The sequence below is a fragment of the Ruminiclostridium herbifermentans genome (assembly GCF_005473905.2).
Lineage (GTDB): Bacteria > Bacillota > Clostridia > Acetivibrionales > DSM-1351 > Ruminiclostridium > Ruminiclostridium herbifermentans.
Genome location: NZ_CP061336.1, coordinates 1,730,166 through 1,752,799, shown reverse-complemented (window position 1 = coordinate 1,752,799; position 22,634 = coordinate 1,730,166). Strand labels below are relative to the sequence as shown.

Genomic DNA, 22,634 nt, shown 5'->3' with positions numbered 1-22,634 from the left:
TGCATGCAATTAAATATTAAGCCAAAACAGTCTTTTCAAAATTCTTTTATTAATAAATAAAAGAATTTTATAAGTTTCTCATAAGCCTCTATACTGATTTTTTCGTTTACTCCATGAATTGTATTTAAATCGCCTATGCTCATTTCAATAGGGCAGAACCTATATATTTGAGAAGCAATATTTTTATAGTATCTAGAATCAGTTAACCCAACAGTTAAATATGGTGCCACTATTGTCTCCTTGAAAACAGATTTCACAACTTTGCTTATAATTCTATATTCCTCTGAACTACTACTGGAAGGCTCTATAGGATTAAAGCTATTTTCTTTTATTTTGACTTCAATACCGTCACACCCTATAATTTTTTCTACTTTTTCCTTTATACTAGTTATAGTTTCTCCTGGTAAGATTCTAAAGTTAATATTTGCTTTTGCCTTTTGCGGAAGTATATTTTCTTTTATCCCACCTTCTATCATCGTTACAGCAATTGTAGTTCTTACTAAAGCGTTAGTAGTTTTAGAATTTGTAAGAATTTTTAATACAAGTGGCTTAAACAACCAGGTGTTCTTTAAAACAATTCTTTTGATTAATGGCATTTGAGTTATAATTGTATTTAAAAACTCTTTTGCAGCTCCATCTAACTTTGGGCGAAATTGTTTTTTCTCTAGTCTGTATATAGCTGTAGCTAGCTTTCCGATAGCTGTATGTCTCGGAGGCATAGATGAGTGCCCTCCTGTAGAAAAGGATGTTAGTTCCAATGTTGTAGTACCCTTTTCTGCTATACCTATTACTGCCAAAGGCTTAGTTACACCTGCAACAGCATTTTTTAAAATAAAACCACCTTCATCTAACACTGCAGAAAGAGTAACTCCTTTTTCTTTCAAATAATCTGCTATATGGGCATTACCACCACTTCCTCCGATTTCTTCGTCATGTCCAAATGCTAGATATATAGTGTTTTGGGGAGTAAAATTATTTTTCAAAAGTTCCTCTATTGCTTCAAGGATACCCATTAGCTGGCTTTTCATATCAAGTGCACCACGTCCCCAAATGTATCCTTTTGATATTTTTCCTGAGAACGGAGGATAGCTCCAATTATTTTCAGTTCCAGCTTCAACCGATGCTACATCCATATGCGCCATCAGGAGTATAGCACCTGCATTTTGTCCAATGCCTTCCCATTTTAAAAGAATACTCATTTTGTTAATAATATCAATTTTTAAATTTTTAAACACATGCGGAAATGTATCTTCAAGAAATAATCGAAATTTTAGAAATTCCAAATTATCCATTTTATTTGTGTTCTCATAAGATATGGTTTTATATTGGATAGCACGGGATAAATGTTCTGCTGCTGAAAGTATATCTATCCTACAGTTAGTATTTTTTATCTCTGCCATGGTATCTCCAATCTGAAACATATGCTGTTTCTATCATACTACTGTATTTTTGCCATTATTAAAAACAATTCTGCTTCCTGCAAACTCAAAAGTAAATGGCATTTCCTTAAAATCTTCTAGCGCGGACTTTATATTTTTATAGTTTTCCAGCGGATATGCAAAGAGAAAATAGCCTCCACCTCCAGCACCTAGCAGTTTACCTCCATAGGCACCTGCTTGTCTTCCCTTAGAATAAATAGCATCAATTTTATCATTGTTTATTTTATTTGACAGTCTTTTTTTATTTTCCCAATTTTCATTAAGAAGTCTCCCTATATTTTCAATATCCGCATTTCTTATGTACTCTTCACCTTGCAATGTAATTTCCTTTAGCCTATTGAGATTTTCAATATTTATACCTATTTTTGTTTTCTGATCATGTAATACGCTAGATGCCTTCCTGGTAATTCCGGTATAAAATAAGCTTGTACATATATTAAGTGTATTAAATGCTTCAGGGGTAGCTTCAATTTCCTTTGCAGTAACTGTGCCATCTTTATTGAAGCTATATTTTTTTAACCCTCCAAAAGCAGATGCATACTGGTCCTGTTTACCTATCGGTTCTCCCAAAATGTCTATTTCTATCTTACATGCAAATTCTGCAAGTTCTGCTGGATTCTTATACTCTCCCTTGTACGCAAAAAGAGAATTTAGCAAGCCAACTGTAAATGCACTTGATGAGCCAAGTCCGCTGCCATCTGAATGTATATCTGAAAAACTTGTTATTTCAATTGCTCTTGTTATGTTAGTTATTTTTAATGCTTCTCGAATTATTTTATGTTCTATATCATTAACATTATTGACTCTTTCTCTTTTAGAATAATTCAATACAATATCATCATCATCTCTTGGAGTGACAATTACATATATATACTTGTTTATTGCAGCACTTAAAACTGTTCCGCCATAATTTTCATAGTAAGCCTTGAAATCAGTCCCTCCGCCAAAAAAACTTACTCTAAGAGGTGTTTGACTGATAACCAATTTAATCACCCCCTTAAATATCCTTTTATTATACTCATAATTAAATGTTCAAGTATCATATGTATATCTTCGACCTTTTGCATATCTCTAATTGGAACATGGATACAGTACTTTGCAAGTTCTTTCAGCTTACCTCCGTCATATCCAACTAATCCGATTGTTTCTGCTCCAACATAATTTGCATATTCAATTGCATTAACAACATTTTTTGAATTACCACTTCCAGAGATTCCAATTACAAGATCATTTTTGGTCAGATAGTTTTTTAATTGAAATCTGAATATTTCATCATAGCTAATATCATTTGCAATAGCCATAATTGATGATACATTGTCATTAAGGCAGCAAAATTTGAATCTCTTAACTAACTTCTCACTTACACCTTTATTGAAATCATTTACAAAATGCGATGCTGTTGAAGCACTGCCTCCATTTCCAAAAACATATACAAATCCTTTTCTATCATATACTTCAAGCAATTTCAAAATCACTGTATTTATTTCATTCACATCTAACATGTCAACTTGAAGTTTTAATGTGCCTAGATACATATCGATGCTTCTATAAAAATCAACATCAATCTTCTCTAAACTTGATGTTTCCATTAGAATTCCTCCTTTTAAAGTTATATACTTTATGTGGATTTTATAGCATTTTAATCAGGTGATTTTTGACTTTCCTAGTTCAATAAATATCTTATACTTAGTGACATAGTTAATATTCTCTTATATAAGATAAAATAGTAGTGATTTGGAATTTATATCAAATTTAACTATTACATTTACTAATACTACTTATTAATAATGATTTTTACTGCTTCTAATATATTTGCAGAATAGTAATCGGGTTTAGCTTTATATTTAGCATCATTTTCAATCACACCAGATCCTAGAAGAATAGTTTTTAAGCCCGCATTTTTCCCTGTTTGAATGTCTATGGTTGAATCACCTATCATAAATGATGAAGACAAATCGATATTATATTTCTCAACAGCACTTTGAATAAGTCCAATTTTAGGCTTTCTACAATCACATTCTATTTTGTAAAGCTTGTTTTCTTCTGGATAACCCTTGTCAGGGTGATGGGGACAATAGTATAAATCATCAATATATACACCTCTTAAGCCTAGATCATATTCCAACTTTTTATGTATATTATCAAGTTCATCAATTGTACAGAGATTTCTGGCCACAACAGGCTGATTTGTAATCACTATGCTGAGATATTCAGAATTATTTAATAATTTTAGTGCTGTATAAGCTTCCTCAAAAACTTCCAATTCCTCAGGTTTTGATACCAAACCACAGTACTTATTTATAGTACCATCTCTATCAATAAAAACTGCTTTCTGCCTATTGGATAAATTCCTTTGTGCCACAATCCCTTCAACCATATGCTTTTGTACAAGCAAATATCTATCTGGGGTGCCCATGTCTTTGAGATACTCAGTAGTTCTATACCCCAAAACCTTTTTATCTGGAAGAATATTAGAAATCACATTCTTTACAAGATCCTGTTTTACACCTTCCTTAATATACTCTATTACACTTATATTCAGAAGAAACATTCCTGCAATCACACAGTTATTATAATAAAAATCTCTAGTCTGGTTTTTTTCAAGAATATTTATTACTCTATTATTTTTGTCTAAAGCAATAACATCACTGTCATATGGATGATTATTCGGATGGATAACTATGGAACAATCTGCTTCATTCTCATTGTGAAACCTAATAAATCTATCTAAATCCATATCAAATATTATATCGCCGAACACTACTAGAAATTGATTATGCAACAGGTTTCTAATATAATATAAAGCTCCGGCAGTTCCTAATGGTTCAGTTTCTTCAAAATATTGAATTGTTACGCCAAATTTTCTTCCATCACCAAAATACTCTTTTATTTTGCTACCTAGATAACCTATAATAAAAATAATTTCCGTTATTCCATATTTTTTAAGTTTTTTGATTTGATGCTGTAAAATAGGTTCTTCATTTATTTTAACCATTGGCTTGGGGACTTCTTCTTTAGTAAATTCGCGTAATCTGGTTCCTAACCCACCGGCTAGTATTACTGCCTTCATTTTATGCATCCCCTTTAAAATCCTTGCAGCTTGATAAAGCTTTAGTTCGATACTGCTTGAATTTATCATTTAGTCTTCTATGAGCTTCATAGAATTTCTCTCCATTATCATGATGTCCATTCCAAATTTCAGGTGTCCAGCCAAATTGGAAATCACTGAATACTCTACACACATCTTCCCAGTCCATATCACCTTCACCAACTTGCAATCCCTCGCCATCTAAGCCTAAGCAATCTGAATAATGAATATGCTTTACAACTGGTTTGACTATTTTCATATACTCCAGAAAACTTTCTCCCGTATAGTTTGTGTATAACTTTGCATGACATAAGTCCAAACACATCCCTAAATTTAGTTTTTTACAGAAATTATACATATCTATAGCACTAAGGAAGGTATTGCTAACTCCTTGTTTTGGTACCCAGCCTCCATCAATAAACCACGGGTAAGTAACCATATTTTCTACTAAAACCTCAAGGCCGCTGGTGTCCATTCTTCTCAGTGAATCTTCAAACAATTCATATTGCCTACTTGGATCCTCTAAAAAATGAGGATATGTCATTGTCCCAGGGTGAACAATAAACTTTACATCACCTGTACACTTTTTAAAGTGACGTTTAAGGTTTCTAGCCTTCTCCATTACGCTGTTTATTACACTAACTGAAAACAATCTAAACTCTTCATCATAAGAACATAAATCAAGTAACTTGCCATCTGAGTATTCAGGTAAATGTACAACTAAGTCTAAATCATAATCCTTGCATTCATCCTCTTTTTTTAAGTCACTAGCAGCATAATGTATCTCAACATAATCTATGTTTCTGTTTTTAATCATTTCATCTATGTCTTTAAATCTTGCTACTACTCCTATTTTCCCTGGAATAAATACTCTTTCGTTTAAATTTGTTGATAAAGAAGAATCCTTTTTAGCTTCCTCAAGTTTTGAGTTTAAAATATCGCAACTATGCAGATAATCACCTTTTTGCAAATTACTAGTTACTTCTTTTCCTATTACATCAAACCACTGCTTTGCATTTACCTCTTTTACTGGAAGCTGTAGTGTAACATCAGATTCTTCGAGTATTTTACCTTGTTTAACATCTTTCTTTAGAACAATACTTTTTGACAGAATTTCTTGATTTACCATTTCGCCCCTAGATTCATACTTGATTTCTTTACCAATAATAGTCTTAATTTCATTAATATTTCGAATCATCTCACCAATACTTTTTACATTTACAGACGACTTATGTAAACCAAGTTGGTCATCATATAAATGAACATGTTTTTCAATAACATCTGCTCCTAAAGCACAAGCAGATAAAACAGAACTTTTGTTTAAATCATTACTGGAATAACCAACTGACTTACTATATTTTTTAAGTATGTTTAATGCTCTCATATTTATAGTACTTTCAGGCGCAGGATATGCACAAACTGCGTGCATCAACACTACATTGTATTCAGAAAGTCTAAGATTGCGGCACAATATTTCAACTTGCTTTTCTGTCATTCCACCTGTTGAAAGATAGAGTTTATGACTATTTTCAAGAATAGCAGATATTAGAGGTATATTCATTGCATTCATTGAATGTACTTTAAAGTCTGTTATTCCAATTTTTTTGAATAATTCAAAAGATTTAAGATCCCAAGGAGTAGCTATAAAGTCTAAACCAAGTTCTCTACAGTATTCAAGAATAGTTCTATAGTCCATTTCATTGAATAATATTTCATCAATAAATGGTAATTTTAGCTGGAGTGACCACGCTCGTTCAGTTTGTGATGTTTTCTTTAATACACTTGGATGTACGCTTTCCTCTAAAAAGAAATGGTGAAACCTTACAGCATTTACTCCAGATTTTTTACACTCCCTTAATATTTTCAAACAATAATCTAAGTTACCATTACATGACTTTCCAACCTCTGCAATGAAATATATACCAGATTTCAGCTTCACATCTGTCATACTAAGTAGTGTATTAAGCATTTCTCCCACTTTACATGTATGAGTACCTGCAATATTATAAGCTTCACCAGGAATACCTTTTTCAGTGAGCAGCCAGTAAGCTTCCACCATATCCCTTATATCAAGAAATGTACGGACTGAGTCAAGATTCCCTACATAAATTGTATTATCTTTTTTTATACCTGCTTCTATATCTGCAATCTGCTTTGCAAATGAAGGTGCTACAAAGACCTGCTTACTTCTAGGACCGGTATGCGTAAATGAACGGGATCTGACGATTTTTAATCCGTAAGTAACATGATATTGGTATGCTATAAGATCTTCTGCAACCTTACTCACTCCATATGGACTTTGTGGTCTAAATGGAGTATCTTCATTAATTGGTAAGTCTTTTTCTTCTACCTGCCCATATACTTCTGACGAAGTACATACATGTATTACTGGATTACACCCAGATTCCAATACTGCTTCAAGTATGCTTACCGTTCCAAAAACATTTGCTCTAAGTGTATCTATTGGTGCCCTAAAGCTCATAGGTACATATGACTGTGCTGCAAGATGGAAGATTTTATCTGGCTTTATTTCGTTAACAGCACGGTAAATAGAATGAGGATCACCTAGGTCGAAATTTATTAAATTTATTTTATCCTCTATTTGTTTAATATCTTGCATAGGACTATTCCATCTTTTAAGTCCAAATACTTTGACTCCTGGTTTTTTAACTAGGTATTCAGCTAAATAGCTACCTGCAAAACCAGTTACTCCTGTAATCATAACATTCATTTCATACACTCTCCTTTATTGCTGATAAATTACTATCTTTTTTTAGTTAATAATATCCACTATTTGTTGTTTTTTGAATAGATTTTGTCTTATTTTAATATTTTATTGTGCAAATAGTATATTTTATGGTTCCTTTTTTACTAATTTATATTTTTTTTATTTATATACTTTTATGTTTCATTTATTTATAATCACCATATAATTACTTTTAAGCAATAATTGTATATTTTAAGACATTAATTAATTACTTATCTAACTATTTTTGATATTATTTATCAATAAATTGTAAATAAGGAGTTGATTTTATGATTAATATCGCAATTGCAGATGTTTCGCAAGAATCAAAAAACACGCTAAAACATTTTTTAGAAAAATTTAATAATATTTGTATTATTGGCGAATCAGATAATGAAAGTGAATTACTTAAAATCGTTAATATTTACAAACCTGATATTGTTTTTATTGAAATTGAATTAGGGGAAAGTAATGGAATTGAAGTTGCTAAAAAAATTAATGTTGTAAGTCCATTAACGAATATTATATTTAAGAAAAATATCTTAAGGATGCTTTTGATGTCTATGCATATGACTATTTGCTAAAACCATTAAAGCTGCAAAGAATTACGCAGACTCTCAACAGGTTTACTGATTTAAAAATAAATAGATCTCAAAATGAATTAAATGATATGTCAGTAAAAACTCAAGAAGTTTTGGATAGGATATATATAGAAAGTGAAGGAATAAGCTACATTATCAATATTCATGATATAATTTTTATTACACGCTATGACAGAAAGGTTCTTATAGTGACAAAAAATAAAAACTATTCTATCTGGACTTCAATAAAGAACCTTGAGAAACGGCTGCCAGATAATTTTTTTCGTTCACATAAAGGTTATATTATAAACTTGAATTACATCAATGAAATACGCCTTATGAGCAAAAAAACTTATACTGTTTATTTTAACGGTTGTACTGAAACAGCATTAATGACATTTGATAAAAGTAATATAATAAAAGAAAGATATTGCTTGTAATTGTTTTGTCTTTCATTACTTACCTATGCTTTTAATGATTCTATTGCCATCCTTGCCCAACTTGAATTTATAAATATTGCTCTACCAATGCCGATGAGGTCTGATTTATTATCAGCTAGTAACCTTTCGGCATACTCAACCTCTTTAATGCCTCCTGTCAAAATTATTGGTAAATCAACTACTTTCTTAATTGCTTCACTAAGTGGTGCAAAATATCCTTGTGTTGAAATTCCAGGTATTGTAAACCCTAAAAGTCCACCTGATATACTTAAAATATCTACACTAGCTTTTTCAAATTCTACTGCAGCAAAAAGACTATCTTCTATGGTAGTTCCTCCTTCAATATAGTCACAGGCACCTAACCTTAATGAAATGATAAAATCCTTACCTACAGTAGATCGTATCCTTTTTATAATTTCTAAATGAAGACGAATACGGTTGTACACATCACCACCATATATGTCATTGCGTTTATTTATGATTGGAGAATAAAATTGATTAAGTAAAAAGCCATGAGCTGAATGTATTTCAACACCATCAAACCCAGCTGCTTTAACTCGACTAGCAGCATCAGCATATTTCTGAATAAGAATTTCTATCTCTGGTAAGCTTAGCTCCCTAACTCTATAGTTTGGAATAGGTGAAGGACCAACAGGTATCATACCTATATCTTTCTCATTTGCTTTGTATCCAGCATGATTAATTTGCATAATACATTTTGAGCCATTGCTATGTATAACATCAGACAGTTTTTTTAAGCCTTCTATTGTGCTGTTATCCGAAATTGAAAGCTGTCTTTTGTCAAATTTTCCTTCTCTTGATATATAACAGTTTTCAACAATTAAAAGTGAAATATACCCTCCATCAGTTTTATCCTTGTAAAAATCAAGTATCTCATCAGTAACATTACCATAAGCATCAGCTTTATCTGTTACCATAGGTGGCATAACTAAACGGTTTTTAAGTATTAAATTTCCAATTTTTAGTGGCTTAAGTAAATAACTCATGATAACCCCTCTATTTCTATACTTATTAATCTTTAGATGATTCATGCATACAAAATGTGTTAGAATATGAATTTAACCATTTTAAGGATATGTATTTATTTTTTTGTAATTTATACTTAATAACTTTTATAATTATATATAATGTTTATGCTTGTATTTTTTCCTATTTAATATATTATTTTATCATAAAATTAACTATTTGAATATAAAGTTTTTAGTATCTATCATACTAACTTTAGTATTTTCAAATCTACAAAACTATCATAATATAAAGGAGTTGACTTTATGGAAAACAGTACATTGAACAGCATTTTTACAAGAAGAAGTATACGTAAGTATACAAATGAAGCAGTACCTAGTAGTTTAATAAAAAACCTTTTAAAGGCTGCAATGAGTGCTCCGTCAGCGTGTAATCAGCAACCATGGCATTTTCTTGTAATAGACGACAGAAGCACATTGGATAAGCTTTCAACGCATAACTCTGGTTATTCAATGTTAAAGGAAGCATCTCTTGCAATTCTTATTTGTGGTGAAATAGAGACAGCAATTTTAAAACATTTCTGGGCTGAGGATTGTGCAGCAGCAACACAAAATTTACTTCTAGCAGCACATGCTTCTGGTCTAGGAGGAGTATGGCTTGGAGTATATCCAGAGGAAAATAAAGGTGTATTCTTAAAGGAGGTATTAAATATTCCAAACCACATTACACCATTCTCATTAATATCTCTTGGATATCCAGCTGAAACAAAAGAGCCTGAAGACAGATATAATGAAGATAAAATTCATTACGGTAAATGGTAATCTTTTTAAAAGTATTTACATAAAATTAAACATAAGAATTATGGCCACAAACCAAAAGATTATATTCGTTTAAATAGTATCTTCACGGTTTGTGGCCAATAATTTTGAACATATATTTTTAGTATTCCTACTCTAAAAAGGCATTCTAAATATTTATTTTAAATTACTATTTCATTAAAACTATAACGGTATGAGTAGTTCCTGCCTCAAATACAGGTATTTTGGTAACCTCTTCACCATCTACTGTAATTTTTGCAATGCCAGAATTTACACCATTTGGATTCTGAACCTCAATATTATAAGTTGCACCTCTAAATACTCTCTTTGCCTTAAATCCTTCCCAATTTGATGGTATACAAGGTTCAACAATCAAGCAGTCATAATTAGCTCTGATTCCTAAAATATGCTGACTAGAAGCTACCATGTTCCAAGCCGCTGTACCAGAAAGCCATGAATTTCTTCCAACTCCAAATTGAGGATTTTCTTTCCCAAGAATATTCTGACAATATACATACGGCTCAACTTCATATAACTCTGCATCATCATTTCTCTTTCCTGGCAATATCTGGCTATAATATTCAAAAGCCTTGTCTCCATTACCTAATAAAGTTTCTGAAATCATCATCCATGGATTTGTATGCAAGAATATTCCACCATTCTCCTTCGTACCTACAGGGAATGTTGTAATTCCTCCCTTTGTCTCATCATATTCAGGATAAGATGGATACATTGTTACAATTCCAAATTTTGAATTCAAGTACTTATCAACTGATTCCATACATTTTTCAGCCTTTTCCACATCAGCAACCTTACCTAAAATAGCCCAAGACTGAGAGTTTATAAATATTTTACCGTACTCGTTTTCTTTTGATCCCAAAGGATTTCCATAATCGTCAAAGGCTCTCTTATACCATTCTCCATCCCAACTACTTTCATTAATGGCATTTCGCATTTCTTGATACATATCACTGAACTTTGAGCATGGTTCAACACCTTCACAACTCATTTCTTTATACATAGCACTATCCTCTGAGCAAAAGCCATTGTTTTTCAAGTACTCACATAATTCAAGCATTTCTAAAACTGCCCTGCAAAATAGCATGGATGTAAAAACACTCTCAGCAACGCCGTTGCCTAAATCAAGATTTAATGTATCGTTCCAGTCAGCACGTCCAGCTAAAGCTATATTATTAGGTCCTCTATTATTATAAGTAAATTCTAATGCCCTGTCTAAATGCTTCATTACTGTTTCAGATGTAGTCTTATCATTATATAAAATTGGTTCATTTAGGAATTTAAAGTCACCAGTCTCTTTAACATAAGCATTTACAGCTAAAATGAGCCACAAATGGTCATCTGAATACCAGTCATATTTTTTAACAGGTGCATCACCTTGTCCACCCTCTCCTGTAAGCGGAAAGAACAAATGATATGCTCTACCATCAGTAAATTGACATTTCAAAAGTTTTATTATAAGTTCTTTTGCTTCACTTGGTATTGTATGCATTACTCCTAAACTGTCTTGTGCACTATCACGAATTCCCATTCCTCTTCCTAATCCAAGCTGATAAAGAGAAACAAAACGAGACCAGTTAAATGTTGTTTTACACTGGTATTGATTCCACACATTTACAAAAAGATTCATTTCTTCATCAGGAGTATCTACGCATAATTTTCCTATATAGTTCTCCCAATACTCTTTTAAACGAACTAAAGCAGCTTTTGCATTGTTAGGAGATAAGTAATCTTTAATATCCTGTCTTATTTCCTTTCTCTCTTCTGCAAAACCAAGAATAAATACCATTTCTCTTTCTTCATTTGGTCCTAAATCAGCGTCAATACAAAATGCACCAACACCGTTCATTCTACGGGAAATTGAGTTACTGCACCCACCCTGCTCAACAGCAATAGGATTACTTTCAGATCTGTATTTCCCAATAAATGTTTCAAGATTAGTATCAAAACTGCTAACCTTTTCTCCGGTAGCAAAAAAAGCTGCATTATCAGTTATATGATGTGGGTGATATGTAATTATACCATCATCATATCTTCCTTGGTTTATTTGTTGAACCCAGTCAACATTTTGCTGATCCATTATTGCATCCCAAAAACAAAACTCAGAGTACGCAAACACTTGAAGTTTTTGTGCTACACCGCGAATATTTGATAGCTTTACATGCCAAATTTCAAAGTTTTTATCATCCGGAACAAAGTATGTTACTTCACCAATAACACCTTGATACTCTCCTGTCAAAACAGTATACCCCATACCATGACGGCAACTATAGCTGTCAATTTTCTTTAATACTGGCTGGTAACCAGGGTTCCAATATTCTCCGGTATCCTTATTTCTGATATATATATACCTTCCAGGTCTATCCATAGGTATACTATTATATCTGTATCTTGTTACACGCCTATTTTGAGGATCCTTGTGAAAGCTGTAACCTCCGCCTGTATTAGATACAATACCGCCATAATTTCCACTTCCAATATAGTTTATCCATGGCGTTGGCGTGTCTGGCCTAGTGACAACATATTCTTTGTTCTTTTTGTCAAAATATCCATACCTCATTTAAAAATTCTCCTCCATTAATAACATATAATTACGGTTTTACATATAAAATATGGGGCCACATTATAATGTATTTTGCAGTGGTTTATAAAATAAATATTTTTTAGCAATACTAGCATATGTTGATGTCTTTATAACTCTACCTGTTCACATAAGCTTTATGTATAACATTCATTTATATAAATTCAGGATATAAGCCTTATTATATGACATTTTTATGCATTTAAACTAGATAAAGAGAAAATATAGTACACGGGAACGCTCCCATATTTGATTTAAAAAATAGCTTACAGAAAATAGTAATGTACAATCTAACTGTAAACAAAATCAAAGTTCTATTCTTTATTAATCATCACAACCAGATTCTCTACAACTGCATGTTTCCCCATAGTATAATTCAGTATCAAATGATAAAACTTGAGGCTCTGACTTATTATTGGCTATATTCTTCATAATTAATTCGATAGCTGATTGAGCAATCTTTTCGATTGGCTGCATCAATGATGTAAGTCTAAGATTTGATGAAATATAGTGTAAAACCTCATATATGTTATCGCATCCAATAATTGATAAATCCTGGGGTACCTGAACCCCAATCTCTTTGGCTTTCTGTATTGCATCATAGCCCTGCATGTCATTAAATGTAAACACAGCGGTAGGTGGATCATTTAAAAAAATAAGTTTTTCTATAGCTTCACTACCACTACTTTCGCCTGCATCAGTAAAAATCACGTAATCCTCATTATACTCAATACCATTTTCCTTAAGTGCCTCTTTATATCCGTTCAATCTTTCCAAAGCCACTTTATGGCTTATATTTCCTGTTATGTGAGCTATTTTAGTATGTCCAAGATCTATTAAATATTGAACAGCTTTTTTAGCTCCATTAAAATTGTCAATAATAATATCATTTACCTTTATATCTTTAAAATAATTTTCAATTACTACTAAAGGATATTTTGAGTCAATGATTTTTTTTACTATCTCTGAATCCCTGCAATCACTCCCAAATAAAATGAGCCCATCGGCTGTGCCACTTGTAAAGTATTGCACATACCTTAATTTTGAGTCGCAATCATCATTTGTGCTACAAAATACAACATTATAATTATATTGAGCAGCGTATTTTTCAAGCAGATTAGCTAAATTTAGATATATAGAAGCATTAAAAACATTATAAATAACTCCTATAACTCCCGACTTCCTTGAAACAAGGCTTCTAGCTGCTTGATTTGGAGTGTAATCCAGCTGTTCTATGGCATCAAGTACCTTAATACGAGTTTCATCTTTTACACCAGGTTTATTGTTTATTACTCTTGAAACAGTTGTTTTAGACACTCCTGCCAATTTCGCAATATCAAAAATGTTACTCATACTAAATGTCATTCCTTTCGCTGTGCACAAACACAAAATGATGAAACTATTATGGGAAAACCTTTTGCTTCGCATAAGCCAAAAAAGCTAAATTACATCAATTTCTAATTTATTACTTTACAGTTAACATTATATACTACATATATGTTTGGAAACAAGCATTCATTTTAATTTCTGTCGCACTATTTCGTAAATCATTATAGAAGCAGCTATAGACGCATTTAAAGACTCTGCCCTTCCTGGCATTGGTATCTTTACTAAGCTATCTGATAACTGCGCTGTTTCATCACTTATTCCATTTGCCTCATTTCCAACTATTATTGCAATCTTACCTGTTAAGTCTTCATTATAGTAATTGTTTTTTCCCTTCAAATGTGATGCGATTATCTTATAATTAGATTGTTTTAAGAGTTCAATTGATCCATCTATTTTCATATTTTCAAAAATGGGTAAATGAAAAACAGAACCCATAGTTGAACGCAAAACCTTTGGCGAAAAAAGGTCAACACAGCCTTTTGTCAATATAACTGCAGAAATACCAGCAGCATCTGATGTCCTGATTATAGTTCCTACATTTCCTGGATCCTGAAGTCTATCTAATATCACTATTGAATTTCCCTGCTTAATAATTTCATCAAGATTATTTTCTTTCTTTTTTAGCACTGCAAGAATTCCTTGAGGTGTTTGTGTATCTGATATTTCCTTAAAAAGCTTTTCATTTACAAGAAAACACTCATTACATACTGAATTTACTCTATTAATCAGTTCTTTTCCTCCATTTAAACTTTCAAGTTTATCAGATATAATCACTTTTATAATATCCTGCTCATTATCAATTGCATCGTTTACAAACCTAATTCCTTCAACAAAATAAAGTCCTTCCGCATCTCTGTTTTTTTTCAGATGCAATGCCTTAATCTCTTTTATTGTCTTATTTTGATTGCTCTGTATATAGTTCATCATTTAATCTCCTGTTTATATCTATAAAATTCTTTCCATAAAAATCCAAGTAACAAAACTGTTCCATGAAAAATTGCATGAGTCAATACAAATTAAACTAGCTGTAATATAATGCTTTAAGTTAATTTATTATATATCCAACTATTGTTGATTTTAAGCATGGATTACTTTTCATCGTCTTTGGTCTTAAAATAATTGCATGAATTAGTTGTATGAGAGCGCTTGCTTAAAGAATACAAAAATTTTGCCTTGAAACCAAAATCAATATTCATACAAAATCAATATTCATACAAAATCAATATTCATACAAAATCAATATTCATATATGTATAAAATCATTTATGTATAAAATCATTCTGCAAGCCCAAAACTCTTTGCAGGCAAACAGAATGATGCTGTTGAACAAATACTAATTCAAAAATTATCTTGAGAGTTCTATTTAGATAAGTTTGTACAGAGTTATCAGTATAAAAGTACGGTAATTTTTCTATAATAATTTTACTATAATATTTTTTTCCTATAAGGTTAAAATATCAAATTGTACAACGCATTAAGTTATGTATCATGATCTATGTTCTGTTTCATTTTTGACTAAACAGAATTTTTTCCAATTCTGAAACAGGCATAGGTTTATAAAAATAATACCCCTGTATTTCATCACACATTTCTCTCTTAAGAAATTCGTACTGTTCTTCTTTCTCTACACCTTCAGCAATTACATTGAGTTCGAGATTTTTTGCAAGTTGAATTATAGTCTTTACAATTGCTTCATCTTTTTTACTCTCTGATATATTCTGAACAAACTGCATATCTATTTTAAGCTGATCTATAGGTAAAGTCTTTAATCTACCTAAAGAGGAATACTCCGTTCCAAAATCATCTATTGAAATAGATACACCCAGTGCTTTTAGTTCATTCAGCATCTGTATTGTATACTTATATTTTTCTTTATCTACGGCAGCACTTTCAGTAATTTCCAATTCAAGATACTTTGCATCCAGCTTGGTTTCGCATAGCACTTTATTGACAAAACTAATCAGCTTTTTATCTTGAAATTGCTCAGCAGCAAGATTTACAGACATTCTTATAGGAGGTAGTCCCTCCTCCTGCCACTTTTTATTCTGACGACATGCTGTTTCAAGCACCCATTTGCCAATAGGATCAATCAATCCTGTCTGCTCGGCTAATGGCATAAATACCTTTGGTGGAATCATTCCAAACTCATGATTATCCCAACGAAGCAAAGCCTCAACACCAACTATTTCTTTTGTAGCAGTACATATCTGTGGTTGATAATATAAAACAAATTCATTCTTTTCAATGGCTCTATATAGATGGTTGGTAATTTTTGTCTTATTCGATACCTCATCTTTAATCTTTGAAGAACATATAGTATATTGATGCTTGCCATTTTCTTTAGAACTATACATTGCTAAGTCCGCATTCTTAATTAATGTTTCTGTATCTTCACCATCATAAGGATAAATAGAAATACCCATACTAGCAGTAGTGAAAAACTCTTGATCTTGAATAGATATTGGTTTTGATATAGATATAAGAATTTCATTTGCAATCTTTTCAATATCATCTATTTCAGTAACTTGGTTAACAAGTACTAAAAATTCATCACCACCAAAACGTGCAACTGTATCATGTTTACGTGTACAAGCTGTAAGCCTGTTTGCGACCTCCTTTATTACTTCATTTCCGCCAAAATGCCCAATGGTATCATTTATAAGCTTAAAGGAATCTAGATCAATGAAAATTACACCTATTAAAGTATTATCTCTCTTTGCTAAAGCGATTTCCTGGTCTAATCTATTTTTGAATAATGTACGATTAGGTATACCCGATAAAGAATCATAATATGCCATATAGCAAATTTCTTTTTCAGCTTCCACTTTAATTAAACCATCTGTCAATATATTTGACAGAATTTTGAGCAATTTTTTATGATTATCATTAAAGAATTCTTTTTCTTGATTAGAAATAAAAATCAAAAAACCTAAAGCTCGGCCTTTTCTAGTCAGTGGAATTGCATATAAAGATTTAACCTTTAGCTCTTCTAAAATTGCTTTCTCTTTAGTTGCTTCCTCTGGAAGCATTTCTATATCAGAAATATGCACTATATCTTTATTATATAGCTGTCTCTTCCACCATTTCATATTATTCTCTATAATATTAGGAATATATTCAATTGCAGATTCCATACCTTGTTTATACCATTCATAGGTTTTGAAATTTTTAGATAAACTTACAAACATTATTCTGTCTAAATCAAAATAATCTCCACTGTAGTTTAAGAAAGAATCTATTTTCTCATCAATATTAAATTCATTAACTCCAATTAAATCAGCTGAAATAGTAGAAATCATTTTCTGAAATTTAATTTGATTTTCGTTCTCTTTCAGACGATTAATATATATTTGATTAATATAATAAGCCATCAAAATAGTTATACCAAAAAAAGCAATTCTGACAAGATAGTCAGCTCCATCAACCCTCACATAAACAGCTGGTACCTTTATCCATACAATAAATTGCGTAATAATAACAGATATACCTAAAGCATATAACAATTGACGTTTATTAAACACAACACAAATCATAACAAAAATGAAAGGAGCTGCCCAAACAGTTGTACTTCCAGTACTGATGTACTCAAATGTAATTATTGGAACGGTTAAAGATATAGTAGCCGTAAAGAGCAAGCCTCTTTTATCCTCTTTCATTGGCAATTTTCGAATAATTTGAATCAATATTCCAACAAAAATCAAAAATATACTGAAGAATAGTATAGAAGAAATTTCTCTCTTATTAAAGTAAAACTGAGATATAAAATTTAGCAGGGCTCCAATAAAAAAGCTTACAGACATTATCTGGTGTATTCTTCCCTTATTTTCTTTATTCAATATTTTACCTGGTTCAGCTACAAAATTATCCTTAGGGATTAAAAGTCCGTATTTTTTTGTAACATAGCAAACAACACTAATAGGCAAAACAGCTAGAAATGGAGCCAACTGCGGACATTGTACAGACGTATATACATTAACTATGGTTTCGGTTACAGTACCTAACAAAACTGAAAATGCAAAAGAAGCAATCATCAAAAATGACATCTTTTTTTTATCTGCGGATTTTGATTTTTTTCCCCAACTTCCCAGAAGATATACGCCAAGTATAGTGCTAAATACATAGTAAACATTATATATTTGAGCCCAAATATTCTTTTTTTCAACAGTTATCCAACCAACATCAGAATAAGCTAGGTTATACTGCTGTCTTGCAAAGCTAAAATATAGGCAAAAAACAATAACAAACACCACTGCTGGCAAATAAATTAATATGTAAACCCATCTTTTTTTTAACAACTCACTTCTATCAGTTAATAGAATAAAAAAATGTATTAAAAAACTAAATATAGTTGACCATCCTATAGCTGCAAACATTCTCCATGACACTGCTGTATTAAGATCAGTTGTGAGAAAACACATTGAAAAAGCAAACGACCATATACTTAGAGAAATAGTAACCAAAAGAAACAATCTATTTAATGTACTTTTCACATTAAGAAGAAAAATATATAGCCCCAAAAAAATATATACAGAAAAAGATATAAAAAATAATAATGATAAAGTATAAGTTAATGTCATTCTTTAGCCCCTTTCATTAGGAAACTTATAAAAGACTTACAAATTATAAATCTTATAAATCTTTTACTTACTAACTCCTAATGTCTTGATAACATTTGTAATTGTCAAACTTTCAACTTCTACAAAGTACTCTCTTTCATGAATATCCCACAAATAATGTGCATCTGATGAATATATTCTTTTTGTTCTATTTAATTTAATTAAATTTGAAATAATAGTACTTTCGGTATTTCTATCGCTAATCTCTACACATTTCACATCTATATCCTCTGGTATAGTACCAAAACTTGAAATGATAGAATTGGCTTGTCTATCAATATGTGCTGGGATAGCAATTCCGTTTAGTTCATTATTAACAATATCAAAAACCTCATTAATAGTTATATCTGCTGCAGTTAAAAGTAGTCTACTCTCCTTTGAAATCAGATTATCTTTTTCATCAAATATGAGCTGTTCACCAAAAATTTCTTCCTTATTTTTGATATCAGGTAATCTAGAGTATACTAGCTTCTGCATTTCTGCTGCTCTTTCCATATCAGAAAACAAACAAATTACATGTATTTCTTCCGCAGTCTCAATTTCTATACCAGGTATAACAAGTAATGAAGTATTTTTTGCACAATTTACAATTGCCTGCACGTTTGCACATGAGTTATGATCAGTTATTGCTATAACATCCAACCCCTTCAATATACTCATATTGACTATATTGTTTGGTGTCATATCATTATCTGCACAAGGAGATAATGAAGAATGAATATGTAAATCATATGCAACGTTCACTTTTTGCCTCCATAAAAGAATCCTATATTAATTTATTGTACAATAATTTTGCACCATTTTTGCATCGTAAGGATATTAATAAATTCTGTCAATGAAGGAGGGATTATCAAAATTCCCTTAAAAGAAAAACACACTGTTCCCCCCACCTCTTCTTTACCAGAAAGGGATCATTAGTTATTATCCATTGACTTTATTATTTTCTTACAAATCTCAAAAGCACTGTACTTAGTACTGATTATTGTTATTTCATTTTCATTCGCTTTCCTTAGCGTTAACTCTTCAACGTCTATTCCTTCTGGGATAATAACACATGCTACATCAGTCAACATAGCAACTGCAGGCACATTAACATTTGTTAAAACAGTAATCCATGCATCCCCTTTTTGTGCATGAGACATAACCCAACTAAGTAAATCACAAATATAAACATTTTCTATTTTTACAGCATTTTTAACCTTTTGAGTCAAAAGTTTTCCATCTATTACAGCAATTAGATCATCAATATACATTTGCCCTCCATCATTATAAAAAATGCTTAAAGTCAATTACTATCGGCTAAATAACCGATGCTATTGTCAATGGTTACACTTTTATATAACTAGCAAATAAAAACTCTTTATAATCAAACTAATATAAACTTAATGTTAGTTTATATAGGCATGTCCAAAATACCAATCAAATGCCTTAAATTTAGCAGCAACGCTATTTTTGAAACATGTAATATATTATTTTATTTGCCCAGTCAAATAACTCTACCATTTCGAAAAACAATAAGCTTTACCTAACAGTTAAATCAAATATTCTATGTTTATTAGCAGAGACAAATAGTTCTGCCGCTGTCAAATCCAAATTAAGTAAAGTTTATTTTGCTAAATCAAGTAACTCTGCTTTTTGGGCCCAATAAGCTTTGCCCTTCTTTGAGATAAATAGCAAAGCTACTTTCGGGGACAAACAACCTTTGCCCAACTAATTCAAATAAACGTAGTTTATTTGCGGAGACAAGTAGCGAAGCTACTTGTCGGGGACAAATAAGCAAATTTTATTTTATTATATCAAATAATTATTTGTCCCTATCCATAACAGGAGGCATCTTTCCTCCTAACTCTACCATTTCCTCAGCTAACCCCCGTATTCTTTCTCTCAGTTTAAAAATACAATCAGTCTCATTAGCTGTTCCTCTTACAATATCTTCTGCAAGTGCACGACAGTTTGGAGATCCACATGCACCACAATCCAAGCCAGGCAACTCCTCATATAGCTTTTCAAGCATTTCTAATTTTTCTATAGCTTTTGAAACATTTTGATCTAGCTTCATAACAGGCTTATATTCAACATTTGATGTCCATACAAGATCCTTATAGCTTCTTTTATATATACCGTTAATACTTTTCTTTGAAGCTTCACTCATATGTTTCTTCTGTGTTGTCTTTGCTATAAATACATTAGTCAAAGTTAATGGTCCACCCAGACAGCCCCCTGTACATGAAAGCGCTTCAACAAATTCAATATCACTAAGTCTGTCTGCTTCAATTTCATCAAATATTTTAATAACATTGTGAATTCCATCAACAGATAAAACCTTTTCAGTACCTAACGCTCCACTTTCGCCACCAGAATTAGCCCAATCAATTCCGTCTGCTCCGGCCTCTGCTAACTTTTTCGTATTATCTACATTGTTCAATGCAGAAAGTATCTTTAAATATATATCTTTAATAAATATTACTCCATCAACATTTGATTTTTGCTTTTCATATGGAGATTTAACACTTGTTGCCTTTGCAGCACATGGCGAAATAAAAAATGCCCCAATATCATCCATAGGTATATTATATTTTTCATGAATCTCACTTTTTGCTATTTTAGCTGCAACCTCCATCGGAGATTCCAATTTGACAATATTATCAATCAATCCAGGAAACCTAACCTGAATAAGTCTTACAACTGCTGGACAAGCAGATGATATCATTGGTTTTTTTATTTCATTATTTTTCAATAATTGTCTTGTAGCTTCACTTACTATTTCAGCAGCTTTTGCCACCTCAAAAACATAATCAAAGCCAATTGACTTTAATGCAAATAAAATATTGTCTCTAGAATACTTTTTATCAAACTGACCATAAAGAGATGGTGCAGGTAAAACAACTTTGTATTTAAAATTATTAATTATATCTAGCCCATCATTTATGGCAGTTTTAGCATGATAAGGACAAACACGTATACATTCACCGCAATCTATACATCTCTCATTTATAATCTGAGCTTTACTTTTTCGTACACGAATAGCCTCAGTTGGACACCGCTTTATACAATTAGTACAACCTCTGCATTTGTCTTTGTCAAGATTAACAGAATGAAAATACTCTTTCACATTAACCCCCTACCATAAACTATATATTTATATTTATATTTATTCTATCAATATTTAAATATAATGCTTAAATTCAAAATTAAATTTATAACTCAATATAACTAAAAATTAACTGTTATAATTATAGTTGTTCCCTTTCCAACCTCAGTATATATCTCTAGCTTGTCAGCATACTTCTTCATATTTGGAAGTCCCATTCCAGCTCCAAAGCCCATTTCTCTTATCTTATCAGGAGCCGTTGAATACCCCTCCTGCATTGCCTGTTCCACATCAGGAATTCCGGGGCCACTATCAACAATCTTAATAACTACCTTATCACTAAAAATTTCAACATATGCATATCCACCATTTCCATGAATAACTGCGTTTATTTCAGCTTCATACATAGAAATAGCGGCCTTCTTAATTATATCGGCTGAAACTCCAATTTGCGTTAGTTTGTTTTTTACATTACTAGAGGCTTCCCCAGCGATTATAAAGTCATTTGCAGGTATTTCATACTTTAGCTTTATAGTACTCATATTTAGATTAACATCCATGCTCAGCATTTTTCAATACCACTTACATTCTGGCACAGACGCAGTCCTCCTCTATCACCTGATTATAGAAATACTAAAGTTTTATAAAGCTAGCTAGAAAAATGAAAGTTACATTTCAAGCATTCATCCTTCTCACAGCATATCAAAATGCACCGAGCAGCTTTTCATGATTTGAGCAATAAAGCAGAGCATACACTTTAATGTTACTATTTGTGTTTCTAGTTTCACAAACGAACTAGAACTTGTTTTAACCGCTAATCATAAGGTGTACCCCTTACTA

At 31.6% G+C, this 22,634-nt stretch carries 17 protein-coding genes; 3 read left to right on the top strand and 14 right to left on the bottom strand.

Annotated elements, in window-relative coordinates:
• Positions 1-35 precede the first annotated feature (35 nt).
• From EHE19_RS07365 to EHE19_RS07345, 5 genes are all read right to left on the bottom strand, one after another.
• Complete coding sequence (locus tag EHE19_RS07365; protein WP_171003501.1) at positions 36-1,400, bottom strand: M20/M25/M40 family metallo-hydrolase; 1,365 nt, start codon at positions 1,398-1,400, stop codon at positions 36-38.
• A gap of 33 nt (positions 1,401-1,433) precedes the next feature.
• On the bottom strand, positions 1,434-2,423 hold the full coding sequence (locus EHE19_RS07360; RefSeq protein WP_137696550.1) for a GHMP family kinase ATP-binding protein: 990 nt from the start codon (positions 2,421-2,423) through the stop codon (positions 1,434-1,436).
• 5 nt (positions 2,424-2,428) lie between these two features.
• Positions 2,429-3,028: an SIS domain-containing protein gene (locus EHE19_RS07355; protein ID WP_244648355.1), complete on the bottom strand. Its 600-nt coding sequence runs from the start codon at positions 3,026-3,028 to the stop codon at positions 2,429-2,431.
• Between the two features lie 185 nt (positions 3,029-3,213).
• Positions 3,214-4,509, bottom strand: a complete 1,296-nt coding sequence (locus EHE19_RS07350) for an HAD-IIIA family hydrolase (RefSeq protein WP_137696551.1) — start codon at positions 4,507-4,509, stop codon at positions 3,214-3,216.
• A gap of 1 nt (position 4,510) precedes the next feature.
• Positions 4,511-7,258, bottom strand: a complete 2,748-nt coding sequence (locus tag EHE19_RS07345; RefSeq protein ID WP_137696552.1) for a GDP-mannose 4,6-dehydratase — start codon at positions 7,256-7,258, stop codon at positions 4,511-4,513.
• 305 nt (positions 7,259-7,563) lie between these two features.
• Between EHE19_RS07345 and EHE19_RS07340 the strand changes: the two genes are divergently transcribed.
• The gene (locus tag EHE19_RS07340) at positions 7,564-7,857 is read left to right on the top strand and encodes a response regulator (RefSeq protein ID WP_137696553.1); all 294 of its coding nucleotides are present in this window, start codon (positions 7,564-7,566) and stop codon (positions 7,855-7,857) included.
• Positions 7,851-8,294, top strand: coding sequence for a LytR/AlgR family response regulator transcription factor (locus EHE19_RS07335; protein WP_137696554.1), 444 nt, complete (start codon positions 7,851-7,853; stop codon positions 8,292-8,294). The genes EHE19_RS07340 and EHE19_RS07335 overlap by 7 nt, the downstream gene beginning before the upstream one ends.
• Positions 8,295-8,317: 23 nt before the next feature.
• On the opposite strand, the gene EHE19_RS07330 is transcribed toward EHE19_RS07335, so the two are convergent.
• Positions 8,318-9,301, bottom strand: coding sequence for an NADH:flavin oxidoreductase (locus EHE19_RS07330; RefSeq protein ID WP_137696555.1), 984 nt, complete (start codon positions 9,299-9,301; stop codon positions 8,318-8,320).
• Between the two features lie 285 nt (positions 9,302-9,586).
• Between EHE19_RS07330 and EHE19_RS07325 the strand changes: the two genes are divergently transcribed.
• Positions 9,587-10,102 carry a nitroreductase family protein gene (locus tag EHE19_RS07325; RefSeq protein WP_137696556.1) on the top strand — a complete coding sequence of 172 codons (516 nt, stop codon included), beginning with the start codon at positions 9,587-9,589 and terminating at the stop codon, positions 10,100-10,102.
• Between the two features lie 166 nt (positions 10,103-10,268).
• Here the strand turns inward: EHE19_RS07325 and EHE19_RS07320 are convergent, their stop codons facing one another.
• The 8 genes from EHE19_RS07320 to EHE19_RS07285 all read right to left on the bottom strand — a co-directional run bounded on the left by EHE19_RS07320 (position 10,269) and on the right by EHE19_RS07285 (position 22,336).
• Positions 10,269-12,677, bottom strand: a complete 2,409-nt coding sequence (locus tag EHE19_RS07320; protein ID WP_137696557.1) for a glycoside hydrolase family 94 protein — start codon at positions 12,675-12,677, stop codon at positions 10,269-10,271.
• A 345-nt stretch (positions 12,678-13,022) separates the two neighbouring features.
• Positions 13,023-14,051: a LacI family DNA-binding transcriptional regulator gene (locus EHE19_RS07315; protein WP_137696558.1), complete on the bottom strand. Its 1,029-nt coding sequence runs from the start codon at positions 14,049-14,051 to the stop codon at positions 13,023-13,025.
• A 162-nt stretch (positions 14,052-14,213) separates the two neighbouring features.
• Positions 14,214-15,011 carry a TrmH family RNA methyltransferase gene (locus EHE19_RS07310; RefSeq protein WP_137696559.1) on the bottom strand — a complete coding sequence of 266 codons (798 nt, stop codon included), beginning with the start codon at positions 15,009-15,011 and terminating at the stop codon, positions 14,214-14,216.
• A gap of 581 nt (positions 15,012-15,592) precedes the next feature.
• Positions 15,593-18,664, bottom strand: coding sequence for an EAL domain-containing protein (locus tag EHE19_RS07305; RefSeq protein WP_137696560.1), 3,072 nt, complete (start codon positions 18,662-18,664; stop codon positions 15,593-15,595).
• A gap of 63 nt (positions 18,665-18,727) precedes the next feature.
• Positions 18,728-19,447 carry a PHP domain-containing protein gene (locus tag EHE19_RS07300; protein ID WP_137696561.1) on the bottom strand — a complete coding sequence of 240 codons (720 nt, stop codon included), beginning with the start codon at positions 19,445-19,447 and terminating at the stop codon, positions 18,728-18,730.
• 170 nt (positions 19,448-19,617) lie between these two features.
• Positions 19,618-19,956, bottom strand: coding sequence for a DRTGG domain-containing protein (locus tag EHE19_RS07295; protein ID WP_137696562.1), 339 nt, complete (start codon positions 19,954-19,956; stop codon positions 19,618-19,620).
• Between the two features lie 551 nt (positions 19,957-20,507).
• Entirely contained in the window at positions 20,508-21,815 is a 1,308-nt protein-coding gene (locus tag EHE19_RS07290; protein WP_137696563.1) for a [Fe-Fe] hydrogenase large subunit C-terminal domain-containing protein, read from the bottom strand.
• Between the two features lie 101 nt (positions 21,816-21,916).
• Positions 21,917-22,336 carry an ATP-binding protein gene (locus EHE19_RS07285; protein WP_137696564.1) on the bottom strand — a complete coding sequence of 140 codons (420 nt, stop codon included), beginning with the start codon at positions 22,334-22,336 and terminating at the stop codon, positions 21,917-21,919.
• Positions 22,337-22,634 lie beyond the last annotated feature (298 nt).

Bases quoted from the DNA above. Each gene is read 5' to 3' on its own strand.
- EHE19_RS07330 (WP_137696555.1), bottom strand. From the start codon at position 9,301: ATGAGTTATTTACTTAAGCCACTAAAAATTGGAAATTTAATACTTAAA.
- EHE19_RS07340 (WP_137696553.1), top strand. From the start codon at position 7,564: ATGATTAATATCGCAATTGCAGATGTTTCGCAAGAATCAAAAAACACG.
- EHE19_RS07310 (WP_137696559.1), bottom strand. From the start codon at position 15,011: ATGAACTATATACAGAGCAATCAAAATAAGACAATAAAAGAGATTAAG.
- EHE19_RS07295 (WP_137696562.1), bottom strand. From the start codon at position 19,956: ATGTATATTGATGATCTAATTGCTGTAATAGATGGAAAACTTTTGACT.
- EHE19_RS07285 (WP_137696564.1), bottom strand. From the start codon at position 22,336: ATGAGTACTATAAAGCTAAAGTATGAAATACCTGCAAATGACTTTATA.
- EHE19_RS07345 (WP_137696552.1), bottom strand. From the start codon at position 7,258: ATGAATGTTATGATTACAGGAGTAACTGGTTTTGCAGGTAGCTATTTA.
- EHE19_RS07320 (WP_137696557.1), bottom strand. From the start codon at position 12,677: ATGAGGTATGGATATTTTGACAAAAAGAACAAAGAATATGTTGTCACT.
- EHE19_RS07350 (WP_137696551.1), bottom strand. From the start codon at position 4,509: ATGAAGGCAGTAATACTAGCCGGTGGGTTAGGAACCAGATTACGCGAA.
- EHE19_RS07355 (WP_244648355.1), bottom strand. From the start codon at position 3,028: ATGGAAACATCAAGTTTAGAGAAGATTGATGTTGATTTTTATAGAAGC.
- EHE19_RS07325 (WP_137696556.1), top strand. From the start codon at position 9,587: ATGGAAAACAGTACATTGAACAGCATTTTTACAAGAAGAAGTATACGT.
- EHE19_RS07315 (WP_137696558.1), bottom strand. From the start codon at position 14,051: ATGAGTAACATTTTTGATATTGCGAAATTGGCAGGAGTGTCTAAAACA.
- EHE19_RS07305 (WP_137696560.1), bottom strand. From the start codon at position 18,664: ATGACATTAACTTATACTTTATCATTATTATTTTTTATATCTTTTTCT.
- EHE19_RS07365 (WP_171003501.1), bottom strand. From the start codon at position 1,400: ATGGCAGAGATAAAAAATACTAACTGTAGGATAGATATACTTTCAGCA.